The 17,787-nt window shown below is 69.9% G+C and carries 13 protein-coding genes; 4 read left to right on the top strand and 9 right to left on the bottom strand.

Annotation, left to right across the window (positions count from 1 at the left end):
• Nucleotides 1-35: 35 nt before the first annotated feature.
• Nucleotides 36-1,565, bottom strand: a complete 1,530-nt coding sequence (locus ACYVOK_RS15600; RefSeq protein ID WP_460663128.1) for an acyl-CoA carboxylase subunit beta — start codon at nt 1,563-1,565, stop codon at nt 36-38.
• A 108-nt stretch (nt 1,566-1,673) separates the two neighbouring features.
• Complete coding sequence (locus tag ACYVOK_RS15595; RefSeq protein WP_460663127.1) at nt 1,674-2,837, bottom strand: acyl-CoA dehydrogenase family protein; 1,164 nt, start codon at nt 2,835-2,837, stop codon at nt 1,674-1,676.
• Between the two features lie 68 nt (nt 2,838-2,905).
• On the opposite strand from ACYVOK_RS15595, the gene ACYVOK_RS15590 reads away from it, so the two are divergent.
• Nucleotides 2,906-3,292: a MerR family transcriptional regulator gene (locus tag ACYVOK_RS15590; RefSeq protein WP_460663126.1), complete on the top strand. Its 387-nt coding sequence runs from the start codon at nt 2,906-2,908 to the stop codon at nt 3,290-3,292.
• 25 nt (nt 3,293-3,317) lie between these two features.
• Here ACYVOK_RS15590 and ACYVOK_RS15585 read toward each other — a convergent pair whose 3' ends face one another.
• The 7 genes from ACYVOK_RS15585 to ACYVOK_RS15555 all read right to left on the bottom strand — a co-directional run bounded on the left by ACYVOK_RS15585 (nt 3,318) and on the right by ACYVOK_RS15555 (nt 13,634).
• The gene (locus ACYVOK_RS15585) at nt 3,318-3,737 is read right to left on the bottom strand and encodes a GNAT family N-acetyltransferase (RefSeq protein ID WP_460663125.1); all 420 of its coding nucleotides are present in this window, start codon (nt 3,735-3,737) and stop codon (nt 3,318-3,320) included.
• Between the two features lie 67 nt (nt 3,738-3,804).
• Complete coding sequence (locus ACYVOK_RS15580) at nt 3,805-4,557, bottom strand: sirohydrochlorin chelatase (RefSeq protein ID WP_460663124.1); 753 nt, start codon at nt 4,555-4,557, stop codon at nt 3,805-3,807.
• On the bottom strand, nt 4,554-5,681 hold the full coding sequence (locus tag ACYVOK_RS15575) for a uroporphyrinogen-III synthase (RefSeq protein WP_460663123.1): 1,128 nt from the start codon (nt 5,679-5,681) through the stop codon (nt 4,554-4,556). The genes ACYVOK_RS15580 and ACYVOK_RS15575 overlap by 4 nt, the downstream gene beginning before the upstream one ends.
• Entirely contained in the window at nt 5,671-6,009 is a 339-nt protein-coding gene (gene nirD, locus ACYVOK_RS15570) for a nitrite reductase small subunit NirD (RefSeq protein ID WP_460663122.1), read from the bottom strand. Before nirD ends, ACYVOK_RS15575 begins: the two co-directional genes overlap by 11 nt.
• Entirely contained in the window at nt 6,006-9,947 is a 3,942-nt protein-coding gene (nirB, locus tag ACYVOK_RS15565) for a nitrite reductase large subunit NirB (RefSeq protein ID WP_460663121.1), read from the bottom strand. The genes nirD and nirB overlap by 4 nt, the downstream gene beginning before the upstream one ends.
• Complete coding sequence (locus ACYVOK_RS15560; RefSeq protein WP_460663120.1) at nt 9,944-12,151, bottom strand: molybdopterin oxidoreductase family protein; 2,208 nt, start codon at nt 12,149-12,151, stop codon at nt 9,944-9,946. The genes nirB and ACYVOK_RS15560 overlap by 4 nt, the downstream gene beginning before the upstream one ends.
• A 115-nt stretch (nt 12,152-12,266) precedes the next feature.
• Entirely contained in the window at nt 12,267-13,634 is a 1,368-nt protein-coding gene (locus ACYVOK_RS15555; protein WP_460663119.1) for an MFS transporter, read from the bottom strand.
• Nucleotides 13,635-13,848: 214 nt separating this feature from the next.
• On the opposite strand from ACYVOK_RS15555, the gene ACYVOK_RS15550 reads away from it, so the two are divergent.
• From ACYVOK_RS15550 to ACYVOK_RS15540, 3 genes are all read left to right on the top strand, one after another.
• Entirely contained in the window at nt 13,849-16,038 is a 2,190-nt protein-coding gene (locus ACYVOK_RS15550) for an MMPL family transporter (RefSeq protein ID WP_460663118.1), read from the top strand.
• 602 nt (nt 16,039-16,640) lie between these two features.
• Nucleotides 16,641-17,276: a nucleotidyltransferase domain-containing protein gene (locus ACYVOK_RS15545; protein WP_460663117.1), complete on the top strand. Its 636-nt coding sequence runs from the start codon at nt 16,641-16,643 to the stop codon at nt 17,274-17,276.
• Nucleotides 17,273-17,695: a hypothetical protein gene (locus tag ACYVOK_RS15540; RefSeq protein WP_460663116.1), complete on the top strand. Its 423-nt coding sequence runs from the start codon at nt 17,273-17,275 to the stop codon at nt 17,693-17,695. The genes ACYVOK_RS15545 and ACYVOK_RS15540 overlap by 4 nt, the downstream gene beginning before the upstream one ends.
• Nucleotides 17,696-17,787 lie beyond the last annotated feature (92 nt).

Below are 17,787 nucleotides of genomic sequence, written 5' to 3'. Positions count from 1 at the left end.
CCCTCGAACGCCGCCGTGGCCGGAGCGCGGGCGGCTCAGACCGGGGGAACGCCGTGGCGGCGGGTGCTGAAGTGGCGGTCTTTGGACTGGGCGGCGGCGAGGCGGGCGATCAGGTCGGTGCGAAGGTCTTCCGGTTCGACGATGGCGTCGATGACCAGGTCGGCGGCCAGGCGCAGGATGTCGATGTCGGTCTCGTACTCCTCGCGCAACCGGGAGACGTACTCGACCCGCTCGGTGTCGTCCGCGATCTCCTGGATCTTGTTGTAGTACACGGCGTTGATCGCCGCCTCCGGACCCATCACCGCGATCTTCGCGGTCGGCAGCGCGACACAGGCGTCCGGCGAGAAGCCGGGTCCACACATCGCGTAGAGCCCCGCGCCGTACGCCTTCCGCACGATCACCGAGACCGTCGGTACCGTCGCCTCCGACACCGCGGTGATCATCTTCGCGCCGTGCCGGATGATCCCGGCCCGTTCGACCTCGCTGCCGATCATGAACCCCGGTACGTCGCACAGGTACACCAGCGGCACGTTGAACGCGTCGCACAACCAGATGAACCGGGCCGCCTTGTCCGCCGAGTCGACGAACAGCACACCGCCTTTGACGGCCGGCTGGTTCGCCACGATCCCGATCACCTGACCGGCCAGCAACCCGAACCCGGTGACGATCTCCGGCGCGTACGACGGCTTGACCTCGAAGAACGTGTCCGCGTCGACGATCGCGTCGATCACGTCGTGGATGTCGAACCCGACACTCTCCTCGGCCGGCACCAGGTCCCGGGTGAAGTCCCGGGCCGGCGGCGAGGCGTCGTACGACGGCGGCCGCGACTGCCACGAACCGGGCAGGTAGGAGAAGTACTGCTTGGCCAGCTCGATCGCCTCGGTGTCGTCGGCCGCGAGCAGGTCGCCGCAGCCGGACACCGTGGTGTGCATCCGGGCGCCGCCCATCTCCTCCAGTGTCACCTTCTCGCCGACCACCATCTCGGCCATCCGCGGCGACCCCAAGTACATCGAGGCGTTGCCGTCGACCATGATCACGACGTCGCAGAACGCCGGGATGTACGCCCCGCCGGCGGCGGACGGGCCGAACAGGCAGCAGATCTGCGGCACCTTGCCGGACAGCGCGACCTGGTTGTGGAAGATCCGCCCGGCGCCGCGACGACCGGGGAAAAGCTCCACCTGGTCGGTGATCCGCGCGCCGGCGGAGTCGATCAGCCAGAAGATCGGCAGCTCGTCGCGGATCGCCACCTCGGTGATCCGGACCATCTTCTCCACCGTCCGGGCACCCCACGAGCCGGCCTTCACGGTCGGGTCGTTGGCCACGATCAGCGCCGGGCGGCCGTCGACCAGGGCGCGGCCGGTGACCACGCCGTCGGCCGGCAGGCCGGGTTTCAGCGCGTTCGCGAGCTGGGCGTCCTCGACGAAACTGCCCTCGTCGACGAGCAGCGCGATCCGGTCCCGCACGTAGAGCTTGTTCTGCGCCGCGAGCTTCGCCGCCGCCTTCTCCGGCGGAGCCAATGTCGCTTCCCGGGCAACCTTGACCTCGGTCCAGTGGTCGCCGGTCATGGGGCCTCCCGGCCTGGACTGAGGAGCGATGCGACGAGGGAAGGCCGGGAGCCAGAGCCCCATGACCCGCCGCGCCGGAGGCGTGGCATCAGTACGGTCATGCGGCCATCATTCCACTGGGAGGCCGAGGGCCCGGGCGATCAGCATGCGCTGGACTTCCGAGGTGCCCTCGCCGATCTCGAGGATCTTGGCGTCCCGGTAGAACCGGGTCACCGGGTACTCCTCCATGAAGCCGTAGCCGCCAAACACCTGGGTCGCGATCCGGGTAGCGGTCACCGCGGACTCGGTCACGTACAACTTCGCCACCGACGCCGCCTGCTTGAACTCCTGCCTCGGCGCGCCCGCGTCCTTCAGCGCCGCGGCCCGGTAGACCAGCAGCTCGGCCGCGTCCGCCATCACCTTCAGGTCGGCGATCTGGAACGCCACCCCCTGCTTCTGCCCGATCGGAACCCCGAACGTCCTGCGCTCACCGGCGTACTGGATCGACATCTCCAGGCAGGCCCGGATGCACCCGAGCGCGACGGCCGCGATCGCGACCCGGCCGTCGTCCAGGGTGGCGAGGAACTGCGCGAACCCCTTGCCCCGCTCACCCAGCAGGTTCGCCGCCGGCACGCGGCAGCCGGTGAACGACAGCGGGTGCGTGTCGGAGGCGTGCCAGCCGAGCTTGTCGTACGCCGCTTCGGCCACGAAGCCCGGCGTACCACTCGGGACGATGATCGCGGAGATCTCGGCCTTCCCGTCCGGCCTCTCGCCGGTCCGCGCGGTCACCGTCACACACGAGGTGATGCTGGACCCCGAGTTGGTGATGAACTGCTTCGCGCCGTCGATCACCCACTCGTCGCCGTCGAGCACGGCCCGGGTCCTGGTCGCGCCGGCGTCCGATCCCGAATCCGGTTCGGTCAGCCCGAACCCGGCCAGCGCCCGGCCGGCCACCAGGTCCGGCAGCCACTGCTGCTTCTGCTCGTCACTGCCGAAGGTGAGGATCGGGTTGATCCCGAGCCCGACCGCGGCCTCCAGCGTGATGCCCATCGACTGGTCGACCCGGGAGATCTCCTCGATCGCCACGCACAGGCTGGTGAAGTCGCCGCCGGAACCGCCGTACTCCTCCGGCGCGGTCAGCCCGAACAGCCCCAGCCGGCCCATCTTCTGCACGACCTCGACCGGGAAGTAGTGCTTGCGGTCCCACTCCGCGGCGTGCGGGGCGATCTCCGCCTCGGCGAAGTCGCGCACGCTGTGCCGGAACTCGCGGTGCTCCTCGGACAGTTCGAACATGACGCACTCCCTCGTGCTTGACGCTTACGTAAACGTAAAGCACGCTGGGGTGCGTGCACAATATCCCGGTGCCCGCGCAAACCTGGTCGATCGCCGAACTGGCGGCCGAGTACGACGTCACCCTGCGCACGATCAGGTTCTACGAGGACCGCGGCCTGCTCACCCCGGAACGCCGCGGTACCGTGCGGGTTTACCACCCGCGCGACAAGGTCCGCCTGGGCCTGATCCTGCGCGGCAAGCGCCTCGGCTTCTCACTCGACGAGATCGCCACCATCGTCGACATGTACGACGCCGAACCGGGTGAGGAAGGGCAACTCGTCTACCTCCTCGACCAGATCACCACCCGCCGAGCCGAACTCGAACAACGCCGCCGCGACATCGACGAAACCCTCCGCGAACTGGCCGAAGTGGAAGCCCGCTGCAAGGCCGACCTCAAGACCCTCCGCGCCCGCTGACCCGTCGTGGAGGGGTGAGAGGTATCTAGCTGAGGGGTTTGACCCAGCGGGACCATTCGGGCTGGGGTGCGTAGCCGGCGGTGGTCCAGATGCCGTGGGCCTCGGCGTTGTCGTCGAGCACCATGGCGTCGGCCCGGGTGCCGCCGTAAGACGTGAAGCGCTCCTCGGCCAGCGCGACCAGCCGGCGGGCGATGCCTTGGCGGCGGTGGGTCGGGGCGACCGCCAGCCGGTAGAGGTGGCAGCGCCAGCCGTCCCAGCCGGCGATGACCGAGCCGACGACCATGTCGTTGTCGACGGCAAGGATCAGCGCGGCCGGGTCGCGGTCGATCAGGCGCAGTACGGCGTCGGCCGAGTCCGGCGGGCGGTGCGAGTCCTCAGCGGCAGAAGCCCAGAATTTCATCACGTCCTCGGCATCGGCCGCGGCGGCGTTGCGATACTCGACCATCAGTCGGCGGTCCGGAAGGTACGGCGGTAGTCATGTGGCGGCATGCCCACCACTCTACGGAAGTCAGCTAGACGGCGACGGCTGAGGCTTGGAGGGTGGCTTGGTAGCGGGTCAGGGCCAGGTCGGCCAGTCGGGGGTCGGCGCCGAGGGGGCCGCTGACGAAGTGGCCTCCCGCGAGGCGGCGGACCTTGTCGGCGAAGAAGCCGGGGGCCAGCAGGTACGTCGCTACGGCCACGCGACCCGGTGTGCGGGCCAGGACCGACGTGAGGTGCTCGCCGGCACCGGAGACGTAGCCGACGTCGACCGGGCGGTCGACCCGCGCCGACAGCAGGGCCGCCGTTTCCGAGCAGTCGTCGAGGGCACGGCGGTCGGAGGATCCGGCCGCGGCCATCACCACACGGTCGACGCGACCGAGGTCACCGAGCCGGTCGGCGAGGATCTCCGCGAGCACCGGGTCCGGACCCAGGGCGGGAGCCGCCTGGACCCGGCCGGGCCGGCGGTCGACCTCGGCCGCGACGTCGACGTACACGTGGTAACCGCTGCTCAACAGCAACGGCACCACGACCGCTTGATTGCTCTCAGCAACCACACGCCCGACCAGCGCGGGCAGCGCCGGGACGTCCACGTCCACGAAGCCCAGGGAGACCGGTACGTCGGGGCGCCGCCGGGCCATCAGGCGGACCAGTTCGCGGACCTCGCGGATGCCCCGGGGGTCCGCCGTACCGTGCGCCGCCGCGATCAGGTCGACCCCACGCGGCTGCACGCCGGTCGTCAGCCGGCGGATCCGGTCCGCACGCCGGCGATCCAGTTCCTCACTCATGACGCCACCCCGGCCGATTCGACCGCGAGGCGGTAGCCCCGTCGTACCACCGTCCGGACCAGTTCCGGCCGGCCGACCGCCGTACGCAGTCTGTTCACCGTGACCTCCACCGCGTGTACGTCCTCAGCACCAGGAAGCACCGCGAGCAGCTCCGGTCGCGACACCACATCACCACCGGCCGCGACGAGAGCGGCCAGTACGGCGCGCGGCCCCGGGCCGAGTGGCAGCACCACACCGTCCAGGACCGCGGCACCACCACGAATCACCAGTTGCCCGAACTCGGTCTCGATCGAGCGCGCGTTGTCGTCGGTGAGCCGATCGGTCACGATCCGGATCAACGCACCCAGCCGGAACCGGTCCGGGACCAACGGCTCCAGTCCCAGCGCGTGAAAGGGCGCGGCAGTCACCGGCCCGACGCACGCGTTCAGCACCCGTCCCGTCCGCAGTGACGTGACCAGAGCGTCGTGCTGACCGGACAACGCCGCCGCGTCCAGCATCGCCTGCGCGCCCGGCGCCGACGTGTGCACGACCGCGTCCACCGCACCGGACGAGATCTGCCCGATCATCCGCTCGACCAGTGCCGGATCCGGCGCCGGACCCCAGCGGTACACCTCGAGCCCGCGCACCGACGCGCCGGCGGACCGCAGCGCCTCCTGCAGACCGGGGTCCGACAGACCGTGCAGTTGTACGACGATCTTCCGGCCCTCGACCCCTTGGTCGCGAAGCCACTCCACCACCTCGGCCGTCGTCTCCGACCGGGCCGACCAGTGCTCGACCAGCCCGGCAGCCCGGATGGCGCCCCGGGCCTTCGGACCGCGGGCGAGGATGCGCGCCTGCTCCAGCGTGCCGAGCAGGTCGGCGGCGAGCCCGGCGGTGTCGGCGGCCTCGACCCAACCGCGGAAGCCGACCGCGGTGGTGACGACGACGTCGTCCGGCGGGTTCGCGATCACCCGCCGGGTCGCCTCGATCAGCGCGTGGTCGTCGGCGACCGGCACGATCTGCAGGGTCGGCGCGTGCAGCACCTTCGCACCCCGGCGCTCGAACGCGGCGATCAGGTCCTCCGCGCGACGGTGCGCGGTGATCGCGATCGTGCAGCCGCTCAACGGCCCCGGCTTACTGTTCACCGACGAGCACCTGTCCGTCGACGATCTCCACCGGATACACCGGCAACGACACCGAGGGGTCGTCCAGGCAGACACCGGTGCGCAGGTCGAAGACCTGCTTGAACATCGGCGAGGCCACCGTGTGTACGTCGCCCCGGGTGCCGACGATGCCGCGCGACATCACGTTGGCTCCGCTGAACGGATCCTGGTTGCCGACGGCAAACACCGATCCGTCGTGAGTGCGGAACAGCGCGATCTGCACGTCGCCGACCAAGGCGGCGACCCCACGCTCCGGCAGCAGCACGTCGTACCGGCAGACCACGGTCCGGCTCATCGCAGTGAGACTCATCGGCGTACCTCCAATCGGGGGCCGGCCAGCAGCACCGGCTCCAGCTGTCCGCGCTCCGCCGGGGTGGCCGGCCGCGGCTGGTTGCGCTCGACCACGTATCGCAGGTCGGCGTCGGGCTGGTCCGGTGCGTTCACGAACGAGACGAACCGGGCCAGCTTGTCGGGGTCGTTGAGGGTGGCGCGCCACTCGTCGACGTAGGAGTCGACGTGCTTGGCCATCGCCGCGTCCAGGTCCGCGGCGATCCCGAGGCTGTCGTTCAGGACGACGTCGCGGACGTGGTCGAGTCCGCCCTCGATCTCGCTGATCCAGACCGACGTCCGCTGCAGCCGGTCGCCGGTGCGGATGTAGTACATGAGGAACCGGTCGATCGCCCGGAACAGCTCCTCGTCGCTGAGGTCCGAGGCGAGCAGCTCGGCGTGCCGCGGGGTCATCCCGCCGTTGCCGCCGACGTACAGGTTCCAGCCCTTCTCGGTCGCGATCACGCCGACGTCCTTGCCGCGCGCCTCGGCGCACTCGCGGGCACAGCCGGACACCCCGAGCTTGAGCTTGTGCGGCGACCGCAGCCCGCGGTAGCGAAGTTCCAGCGCGATCGCCATCCCGACCGAGTCCTGGACGCCGTACCGGCACCAGGTGGAGCCGACACACGACTTCACCGTCCGCAGTGCCTTGCCGTAGGCGTGCCCGGACTCGAAGCCGGCGTCGACCAGCCGCTTCCAGATCGCCGGCAGCTGCTCGATCCGGGCGCCGAACAGGTCGACCCGCTGGCCGCCGGTGATCTTGGTGTAGAGGCCGAAGTCGCGGGCCACCTCGCCGATCGTGATCAGGCCCTCGGGGGTGATCTCGCCACCCGGGATCCGGGGTACGACGGAGTACGTGCCGTCCTTCTGCAGGTTGGCCATCACGTGGTCGTTGGTGTCCTGCAGCGTCGCCCGCTCGCCTTCGAGCACGTGACCGGCCGGGTCCAGGCTGGCCAGGATCGACGCGACCACCGGCTTGCAGATGTCGCAGCCGCGGCCGGTGCCGTGCCGCTCGACGATCTCGCTGAACGTCCGCAGCCCGGTCACCCGGACCACGTCGAACAGCTCGGCCCGGGACAGCGCGAAATGCTCGCACAGCGCCTTGCTGACCTCGACGCCGGCCTTGGTGAGCTCGGAGTTCAGCAGGTTCTTCACGATCGGCAGGCAGGAACCGCAGCTGGTGCCGGCCTTGGTCTTGCCGCACACCGACTTGATGTCGGTGCAGCCTTCGTCCCGTACGGCGCACCGGATCGTGCCGGCCGAGACGTTGTTGCAGGAGCAGACCGGCGCGTCGTCCGGGAGTTCGAGTTTGACCGGCCCGGCACCCTCGGGCAGCAGGAACGCCGCCGGGTCCGCACCGAGCTCGCGGCCGACCATCGGGCGGAGGCCGGAGTACGCCGACGCGTCGCCGACCAGGATGCCGCCGAGCAGGGTCCGGGCGTCGTCGGACAGAACCAGCTTCTTGTAGACACCCGCGATCGGGTCGGCGTACACGATGTCGAGCGCGCCGTCCGTCGTACCGAAGGCGTCGCCGAAGCTGGCCACGTCGACACCGAGCAACTTCAGCTTTGTCGAGGTGTCCGCACCCGGGAACGTGGCCTCACCGCCGAGCAGCCGGTCGGCGACGATCTCGGCCATCGTGTAGCCGGGGGCAACCAATCCCCAGACCCGGCCTTCGATACAGGCGACCTCACCGATCGCCCAGACACCGGGCACCGACGTCCGGCAGGCGTCGTCGACCACGACACCACCGCGCTCGCCGATGTCCAGACCGGCCTCGCGGGCGAGCTCGTCCCGCGGCCGGACGCCGGTCGCGAACACCACCACGTCGGCCGGCAGATCGGGGCCATCGGCAACGGCCATCGCCCGGGCCGCGCCCTGCGACGTCAGTTTGACCCGGGTGCACTGCGTCGACACCAGCACCTCGACGTCGAGTCCCTCGATCAGCCGGGCCAGCGCGGCACCGCCGCCCTCGTCCACCTGCAGCGGCATCAGCCGCGGCGCGAACTCGACCACCTTGGTCGCCGCGCCGAGGGCCTGGAGCGCGCCGGCGGCCTCGAGACCGAGCAGACCGCCGCCCACCACGACACCGTGGACGTCCTTGCCCTCGCTCTTGAGCCGCTCGACGTACACCCGCAGCGCGGCCACGTCGTCGACGGTCCGGTAGACGAAACAGCCTTGGGCGTCGTTGTTCTTCACCGGCGGCACGAACGCCGACGACCCCGTCGCCAGGACCAGTTCGTCGTACCCGATCCGCTCGCCGCGCGCGGTCGTCACGGTCTTGGCCGCCGGGTCGAACGACGTGACCTGCACACCCTTGCGCAACGTCACCGCCGGGTCGTCCCACAGTTCCGGGTCACCGAGCGAGAGGTCGTGCGGGTCGCGGCCGGAGAAGTAGCTGGTCAGCGCGACCCGGTCGTACGGCAGCCGCGGTTCCTCGGCCAGCACGGTGATCCGCCACTCGGTCCCGGTGTCGCGGGAACGCAGCGCCTCGACCAACCGGTGAGCGACCATTCCTCCGCCCACCACCACTACGTGCCGGGCCTTGTTCAGCTCTGTCATCGTCGCCCTCCTGGCTGGAACTGGTTCGGTCTCGCCGCGGCGGAACCGGTCGAGCAGATCGCCGACGGCGCCGGTGCAACTGCCGCACCCGGTCGTCGCCCGCGTCGTCGCGGCGATGCCGGCGACACTGTCGGCACCTCCCCGCCAGGCCGCCTCGATCGCGGCCCTGGTGACCCCGTTGCACCGGCAGACGGTGGCCACCTTCTTCTTCGGTACGTCGGGAGCCGCCAGCAGCCCCTCGGCCGCGACCGGCGTACCGCGGTCCGCCAGCAGCACCAGTTCGGCGGCCACGTCTGGAGCGCCGACCGCGACGGCCGATCGCACGATGCCGTCCCGCAGTACGGCGCGGACGTACCGCTCGCCGTCCTCGAGCCGCACCACCTCGCCGTCCTCGTCCTTGTTGCCGAGGACAAGCACATCGAGTCCGCCCGCGGTCAGCCGCACGACGTCGTAGTCCGGCGCAGGCGTGGCCGCCTCGACCGGCCCGTCGCCCAGGCCGTCCCGGCCGGCCAGCCCGGCCGCGAGTGATTCCGCCTGCGACCAGGCGGACGCGACCGTGCCGGTGACGAGGCCGTCGATCTCGGCGCAGTCGCCGATCGCGTGGACCCGCGGGTCGCCGGGACTCGTCAGCGTCCGGTCGACGACGATGCCGCCGGTCGGCCCGATGGGTAGGCCGGCGGCGAGGTTGGTCCGCGGCTTCACGCCGCACGCGACGACGAGCAACTCGCCGAAGACCTGCCGGCCGCCGCGCAGCCGCAGCGCCCGGAACCGCTCGTCCCGCAGCTCGGTCCCCTCCAGGGTCGTGTTGAGCAGCACCTCGACGCCCAGTTCCCGGACCGCCCGGGTGATTCGGCGGCCGGCGGTGAGCCGGATCGTCCTGTCCAGCAGGGCTTCGCCGTCGTGCACCAGCGTCACCGCGACACCACGCTCACGCAGTGCGCACGCCGTCTCGACACCGAGCACTCCTCCGCCGAGCACGACGGCACGCCGTACCCGCGAAGCTTCCTCGACGATCGCCCGTGCGTCGGCCGCGGACCGCAGCGTGTGAATCCCGGCCGCGTCCGGGACACCCTTCGGAACGACCGGCGTCGCACCCGTCGCGAACACCAGCCGGTCGTAGGGCCACTCGGCACCGGACGTGTCCGTGACCAGACGCCGCGAGCGGTCCACCCGGGCCGCAGTCGAGACCTCTTCGGAGCCGACGACCGGCTCGGCCGCGCGACCGGCGACGTACTCGGTCAGCCTGCCGCGGTTGTACGAACCCTCGTCGCCGAGGACGGTCACGTCGTACGACGGAAGCAGCCCGGCCAGTCGCCGGCCCGCCATGCCGCCCCCGATGATCACCACGCGGTCGGTCATGGGGCCTCCCGGCCTGGACTGAGGAGCGGAGGGAGCGAAGCGACCGGAGCGACGAGGGAAGGCCGGGAGTCAAAGCCCCATGACCCCGCCGCCGCCGGAGGCGCGGCCAAAAGCACAGCTGTGACTTCGACGGCACAGGCCTTGAACTCGGGCATCCGGGACACCGGGTCGAGCGCGTCGTTGGTGAGCTCGTTGACCGCGCCGGCACCGCTGTAGTGGAACGGCACGAACACCGTGTCCGGACGGACGTCGGGCGTCACCCGGGCCGGAAGAACCATCGAACCGCGAGCGGTGCGCAGCCGGACCGGGCGCCCGTCGGCGATGCCCAGCTGGGCGGCGACCCGCGGGTGGATCTCGGCGAACACCTCGGGCTCGGCCTCGTCCAGCTCCACCACCCGGCGGGTCTGGGCACCGCTCTGGTAGTGCTGCAGCAGCCGGCCGGTGATCAGGTAGATCGGCGCCGTCTCGTTCAGGTCGTCCGCGACCGGCCGGTGGTCGACCGCGACCACGTGCGCGCGGCCGTCCGGCGTACTGAAGGAGTCCGCGAACAGCCTCGGCGTACCCGGGTGTCCCTCGGACGGGACCGGCCAGTAGAGCGCCTCGCCCGCGTCGATCCGGTCCCAGGTGATGCCGGAGTAGTCGGCCTTGCCGCCCTTGCTGGCGAGCCGCAACTCCTCGAACACCTCGGCCGGATCGGTCGAGAAGGGCACGCTGCCGAGGCGCTCGGCCAATCCCGCGAAGATCGCCAGGTCACTGCGCACCTCACCCGGCGGCGTGATGGCGGCCCGACGGCGGATCACCCGGCCCTCGAGCGAGGTCATCGTGCCCTCTTCCTCGGCCCACTGCGTGACGGGGAAGACGACATCCGCCAGCAGAGCGGTCTCGGAGGGTACGACGTCCGCCACGACCAGCAGATCCAGAGCGGCAAGACGCTCCCGGACCGAGGCCAGTCGTGGAGCCGACACGAGCAGGTTGCTGCCGTGGACCAGCAGGGCCTTCGGGCCACCCGCAGTACCGAGAGAGTTGATGAGCTCCACCGCGCTCTTCCCCGGACCCGGAAGGCTCGAGGGGTCCACGCCCCAGACGGACGCGACGTGAGCGCGTGCGGCCGGGTCTGCGATGCTCCGGTAGCCAGGGAGCTGGTCGGCCTTCTGGCCGTGTTCCCGGCCGCCCTGGCCGTTGCCTTGACCGGTGATGCAGCCGTACCCGCTGCCAAGCCGACCGGGCAGTCCCAGCGCCAGAGCCAGGTTGATGCAGGCCGTCACCGTGTCGGTGCCCTTGCTGTGCTGCTCCGCGCCGCGGCCGGTCAGGATGAACGCACCAGCGCCGCCGTGCACGGGTGCCGCTGAGGCCAACGCCCGCGCCGCCCGCCGGATCGTCGTGGCCGGTACGCCGGTGACACGCTCCGCCCGCTCGGGCCACCAGGAGGCGGTCGAACGGAACAGCACATCAGGGTCGTCGGTCCGCTCGGCCAGGTACGCCGTGTCGGCGAGACCCTCCTGCAGTACGACGTGGGTCAGCGCGAGCACCAGGGCCAGGTCCGTCCCCGGGGTCGCCTGGAGGTGGATGCCGGCGCCGTCCTCGGTCAGTGTGGCGGTCGCCGTACGGCGCGGGTCGACGACCAGAAGCCCACCCGAGTCGCGTACGCCTTGCAGGTGTGAGACCGCCGGCGGCATCGTCTCGGCGATGTTGCTGCCGACCAGCAGGACGGCGCCGGCTCCGGCCACGTCGGCCAGCGGGAACGGCAGCCCCCGGTCGATCCCGAAGGCGCGGTTCGTCGCGGCTGCCGCGGACGACATGCAGAACCGGCCGTTGTAGTCCACGTTCGCGGTTCGCAGCGCCACCCGGGCGAACTTGCCCAGCGCGTACGCCTTCTCGTTGGTCAGCCCACCGCCGCCGAAGACCGCGATCGCGTCGTTGCCGTGCTCGGCCTGCAACGCCTTGATCCGATCGGCGACAAGGTCCAGGGCCTCGTCCCAGGTGGCCGGCACCAGGTCGCCGGCCGCGTCCCGGACCAGCGGGGTGGTGAGCCGGTCCGGCACGGTCAGCACCTCGGCAGCCGTCCAGCCCTTCCGGCACAACCCGCCCTTGTTGGTCGGGAAGTCGCGGGGCCGCACCTCCACCGCACCCGGCCGGTCGACCGGGTGCAGCGAGGTCGCGCACTGCAGAGCGCAGTACGGACAATGGGTGGGGACTCCGGTCATGGGGCCTCCCGGCCTGGACTGAGGAGCGGAGGGAGCGAAGCGACCGGAGCGACGAGGGAAGGCCGGGAGCCAAAGCCCCATGACCGGCCGCGCGGCAGCGCGGCATTCAATACGGTCACACGCGCTCCTGGCTGAGCGGGCCACCCTTGCGCAGGTAGCAGAAGTACGTCACCAGCAGGCAGACCACGTAGAAGCCGCAGAAGACGTACAGCGCCGGGATCAGCGAGCCGTAGCTGCTCGTGGACATCGCGAACCCGCGCGGGACCAGGAAGCCGCCGTACGCACCGACCGCGGAGGCGATGCCGATGCAGGCCGCCGCCTCCCGCCGGGCCCGGCCCGGGTCCCCCGGCGTGGTCAGCCGGAACACCGCCGGGATCATCCGGTACGTCGACCCGTTGCCGGCGCCGCTGGCGACGAACAGGACCAGGAAGCTGATCAGGAACGCGGTGAAGCTTCCCGCGTTCAGCGACGCGATCGCCGACAGGATGCCCAGGCCCATCACCACGAAGGCGCAGACCGTCACCCAGGCGCCGCCGAGCTTGTCGGACAGCTTGCCGCCGAACGGCCGGGCGACCGAGCCGACCAGCGCACCGAGGAAGGCGACGTGGGACAGCGTGATGTCCGGGAACGTGGTCTTGATCAGCAGCGGGAACGCGGCGCCGAAGCCGATGAACGAGCCGAACGTGCCGATGTAGAGGAAGGAGATGATCCAGGTGTGCGGCCGCTTCGCCGCCGCGATCGACGTACGGAACGACGAGTTCGCGACGGACAGGTTGGCCATCAGCTTCCAGGCCAGGAACGCGGCGAGCAGGATCAGCGGGATCCACATCAGCCCGGCCCGGTTCAGCGACAGGCCGGCGCCCAGCACGATCATCACCGGCACCACCAGTTGGACCACCGCGACACCCAGGTTGCCGCCGGCCGCGTTCACGCCGAGCGCGAAGCCCTTCTCCTTCTCCGGGTAGAAGAACGAGATGTTCGTCATACTGCTGGCGAAGTTGCCGCCGCCGACACCCGCGGTGGCCGCGACCAGGACCATCAGCCAGAACGGCGTGTCCGGCCGGGTCATGAAGTAGGACAGACCGGCGGTCGGGATCAGCAGCAGCAGCGCGGACACGATGGTCCAGTTCCGGCCGCCGAACCGCGGTACGGCGAACGTGTACGGCAGCCGCAGGGTCGCGCCGACCAGGCTGGGCAGCGCGACCAGCCAGAACAGCTGGTCGGTGGTGTAGGTGAAGCCGGCCCTCGGCATCGAGACGACCACGATGCTCCACAGCTGCCAGACGGAGAAGCCGAGGAACTCGGCGAAGATCGACGGCCACAGGTTGCGCCGTGCGACCGCCCGGCCCTTCTCGGCCCAGAACGTGGCGTCCTCGGGATCCCAGACATCGATCCAGCGTCCGCGCCGCGGCGCCTCGACCGTCCCCACAGCGCCGCTTCCGTCGCGGGTGGTGACGGCTCCCGGTCGTGCCTCGAGCGTCATCGCAAGTCTCCGATCATCCGACCTCACTGATTAGGCCAGGACGCTATGACCGGGGTGTTTCCACGTAGTCATCTTGTTGTTACGCCGCCGAAACGGCTCGCGCACACCCATCGACGGGCGGTGAGAGAAGAAACCCGCCGGCTGGGTACTGTGCTGGCTCCGGGGCCGGCTCTGGGGCAGGTTCTGGGTGGGTGCGACCGGCGAGGGGACGACGGTGAAACAGACTGAGCAGACCACCGGCGAGGCAGGTCCGGACAGCGGTGCCGCGGGCCGGGGCGGGCGGACCGGCGGACGCTGGGCGTGGCGGGCCGCGATCGCCGCCGTACTGATCGGCTGGCTGGTGCTGGCCTCGCTCGGCGGCCCGACGGTCGGGAAGCTGAGCGAGGTCCAGGAGAACGACAACGCCGGTTTCCTGCCCGAACAAGCCGAGTCCACGGTGGTCAGCAACGAGGCCGCGAAGTTCGTCGACTCCACCGCCCTGCCGTACTTCGTCCTGATCGAACGCGACGCCGGCATCACCCCGGCCGATCTGGCCGAGGCGAACGCGTTCCTCGGCAAGGTGCCGACGCTGGACCTCGGCAACGGCAAGACGATCGGTGACTACCTCGCCTCACCGGCCAAGACGGTGATCCCGTCGGAAGACCGGAAGGCGCTGCTGCTCACCGTCGAACTGGACGGTGACCGCGCCGACGAAGTGGTCACCGAGGGCGTGACGGTGCTGTACGCCGCGGCCGACGCGATGCGGACCGAGATCAAACAGGACCTCACCCCGACCGGTGTCCAGGTCTACGTGACCGGCCCGGGCGGCGTGTTCGCGGACTTCGTCGTCGCCTTCAGCGGGATCGACGGGATCCTGCTCGGCGTCGCGCTCGCCGTGGTGTTCGTCATCCTGCTGTTCGTCTACCGCAGCCCGATCCTGCCGATCGCCGTCCTGCTCACCGCCGTCTTCGGCCTCGCCCTCGCAGCGCTGGTGGTGTATCCGCTGGCCAAGAACGGCGTACTCGAACTGAACGGGCAGAGTCAGGGCATCCTGTTCATCCTCGTCGTCGGTGCTGCGACCGACTACTCGCTGCTGCTCGTCTCCCGTTACAAAGAGGAGCTGCACGACTACACCAGCAAGTATCAGGCGATGCGGATTGCGTGGCGGGCGTCGATCGAGCCGATCGCGGCCAGCGCGGCCACCGTCATCCTCGGTCTGCTCTGCCTGCTGCTCTCCCAACTCGGCAGCACCAAAGGCCTCGGCCCGGTCGGCGCCATCGGTATTGCCGGTGCCCTGGTTGCCTCGATGAGCTTCCTGCCCGCGGTCCTGCTCGCCCTCGGCCGGCGGATCTTCTGGCCGTCGATCCCCCGCGTCGACCACGTCCACGCCCGCGACCAGGTCGGCGGCCGCCGCCTGTGGGGACGCGTGTCCGGCCTGGTCGGCCGCAGCCCGCGCAAGGTCTGGGCCGTCACCGCGCTGGCGCTGCTCGCGTGTGCCGCGTTCCTGCCGACGTTCAAGGCCAGCGGCATCGCGCAGGAAGACATCTTCCTCGACAAGGTCGAGTCCGTCACCGGTCAGGAGGAACTCGCCAAGCACTTCGACGCCGGCGCCGGCACGCCGGTCCAGATCCTCACCCCGGTCGCCCAGGCCGACCAGGTCGTCCGGACCGCAGCACAGGTCGACGGTGTCGGTACGGCGTCCGCCTCGGCGGCTCCCGGCGTACCGCCGAAGGTCGTCGACGGCAAGGTACTGGTCCAGGCCACCCTGCAGGTCGCGGGCGACTCACCGGAGGCCACGAAGGTGGTCGAGCACCTGCGCACCGAACTCGACAAGGTCAGCCCCGAGATCCTGGTCGGCGGCACCACCGCGATCAACCTGGACGTGCTGGACGCCAGCGAGCGCGATCTGCGGGTGATCATCCCGGCCATCCTGGCGGTGATCTTCCTCGTTCTGATGCTGTTGCTGCGCTCGATCGTGGCGGCCGTCCTGCTGGTCGTCGCGAACGTCATCTCGTTCGGGGCCACCGTCGGGGTGAGCGCACTGATGTTCAACCACGTGTTCGGCTTCCCCGGCGCGGACCCGAGCATCCCGCTGTACGCGTTCGTCTTCCTGGTCGCACTCGGTATCGACTACTCGATCTTCCTGATGACCCGGGTCCGGGAGGAATCGCAGGAGCAGGGCACCAGACCCGGCATCCTGATCGGCCTGGCCGTCACCGGCGGCGTGATCACCTCGGCCGGCGTGGTGCTCGCGGCGACGTTCTCGGCACTCGCCGTACTCCCGATCCTGTTCCTGGTCCAGATCGCCTTCATGGTCGCCTTCGGCGTCCTCCTCGACACCACCGTCGTCCGCTCTCTCCTCGTCCCCGCCCTCGCCTACGACATCGGCAAAAAAGTCTGGTGGCCCAGCAAGTTGGCGAGGTAGAGGAAGGCAGACAGGAGGGCGGAAGGAAAGGAAGGAAGGACTTTCCCACGCGACCGCTACGCTCGCTATCGCTCGCCCGCAGCCGCTCCCACCCGCCCAATCGTGCGCGCTATCGCGCTTCATCGACCGCCCCGTGAGGTGCCGGACCACCGAGAACTTGCACGGTGATCGCACGGCGACTGGAAACGAGCGCGCTCGACGCGCGGTCATCGACAACACCCTGCCGCCGGCGCCAGGTTTGGGGAATCGATCAATGCCTATTGCCTGTGCGATCCTCATCGGCGCCGCAGTTGTCTTTACTGCCATGCAGATACGGAGCATGTAAGAAGTGTCGGAGGTTTGGTAGCTCAGGTTCCTGGGCGTGGCGAGGTGGTGGCGCATGGCTGCCGAGGCGTCGAAGCCTGACGCGGGTTGCCGATGGAACCCACGCCACCTCGTCCACACTGCCGGACGCACCACAGGCGAGCCGGATTCAGACAGCTCCGGCAGCACAACCGCGCCCAGGACACCTCCGGTTGCACTAAAGAGCGGATTCCCCCACTATAGTGCGATCATCCGTACTATAGTCTTCATATCACTACTTTTGTGAGACGGGAGCTGAGATGGACCTGGCTCGGCCAATCAGCACGGTGGTCCCGACCCTGGACGGTCCTGTGCTGGCGGCGCTCGCCCGCACGACCCAGCCCTTGACGGGGCGCCGGGTCCATCAGCTTGCCGAGACCGGCAGCGAATCCGGCGTACGTAAGGTCTTGACCAGGCTGGTCGACACCGGTCTCGTCACGGCAACAGCCGCAGGCCCGAGCCGCCTGTACGTGCTGAACCGCAAGCACCTGGCCGCGGCCGCCGTCCTGGAGCTCGTCTCGCTACGCGGAAAGCTGATCCGCAGCATGGCCGAGGCTGTCCAGAAATGGGAGGAACTCCCGGTCCATGCCAGCGTCTTTGGCTCAGTAGCCCGAGGCGATGCTGACCTCGACAGCGACGTCGACCTTCTCGTGGTGCATACGGCGGACGACTCATCGACCGCCCTGCCCGACCAGATCGCGCTGCTGGCCGAGCAGGTCCACGAGTGGACGGGCAACTTCCTGCAGACCTACGCCATCAGCACCGACGAGCTGGCCAACCATCTCCGAACTGGCGAGCCGATCGTGAACGAGTGGCTCCGCGACTGCATCACCGTCTACGGTTCCGAGTTCCGCCGCCTCCACACCGAGATCACCAGGAACGTGATGAGCCAATGAGCCCGACCAAAGGTCGAACCCAGGATTGCAACCGGGCACAGGCCCACGTCCGATTGAACCAGGCTCGGGCCTTCCTCGATGTTGCCGAGCTGGTCGAGAGCGAGGAAAACAACCTCGCCACCGACCACGTCTCCGCGGCCCTTGCAGTGCTCGCCGGGATCGCCGCAGCCGATGCCGCCTGCTGCACTGCGCTCGGGTACCGATCACGCGGCCAAGACCACCGCCAGGCGCTCGCCCTTGTGTCGCAAGCCGGTTCCGACGGCAAAGCGATGTCACGTGCGCTCACCCAACTGCTCGACCTCAAAGACAACGCATACTACGGAATGATGTTCGTCAACCCCGAGCAAGCGAAGAAGGCCGTTCGGCACGCCAGGATCCTCGTCGACGGCGCCTCGAAACTCCTGACCGACCAAAGCTGATCACTCTCTCGGCCGCGTGCCCGCGGTCTCTTCGCACCGCAGCTGGGGGTGCCGGCCCCGGCCCCGAGCGCTGCCCGACTCCACACCGGTGG

The sequence above is a fragment of the Kribbella swartbergensis genome, from assembly GCF_054784135.1.
This window is presented reverse-complemented; position numbering and strand designations above follow the sequence as displayed.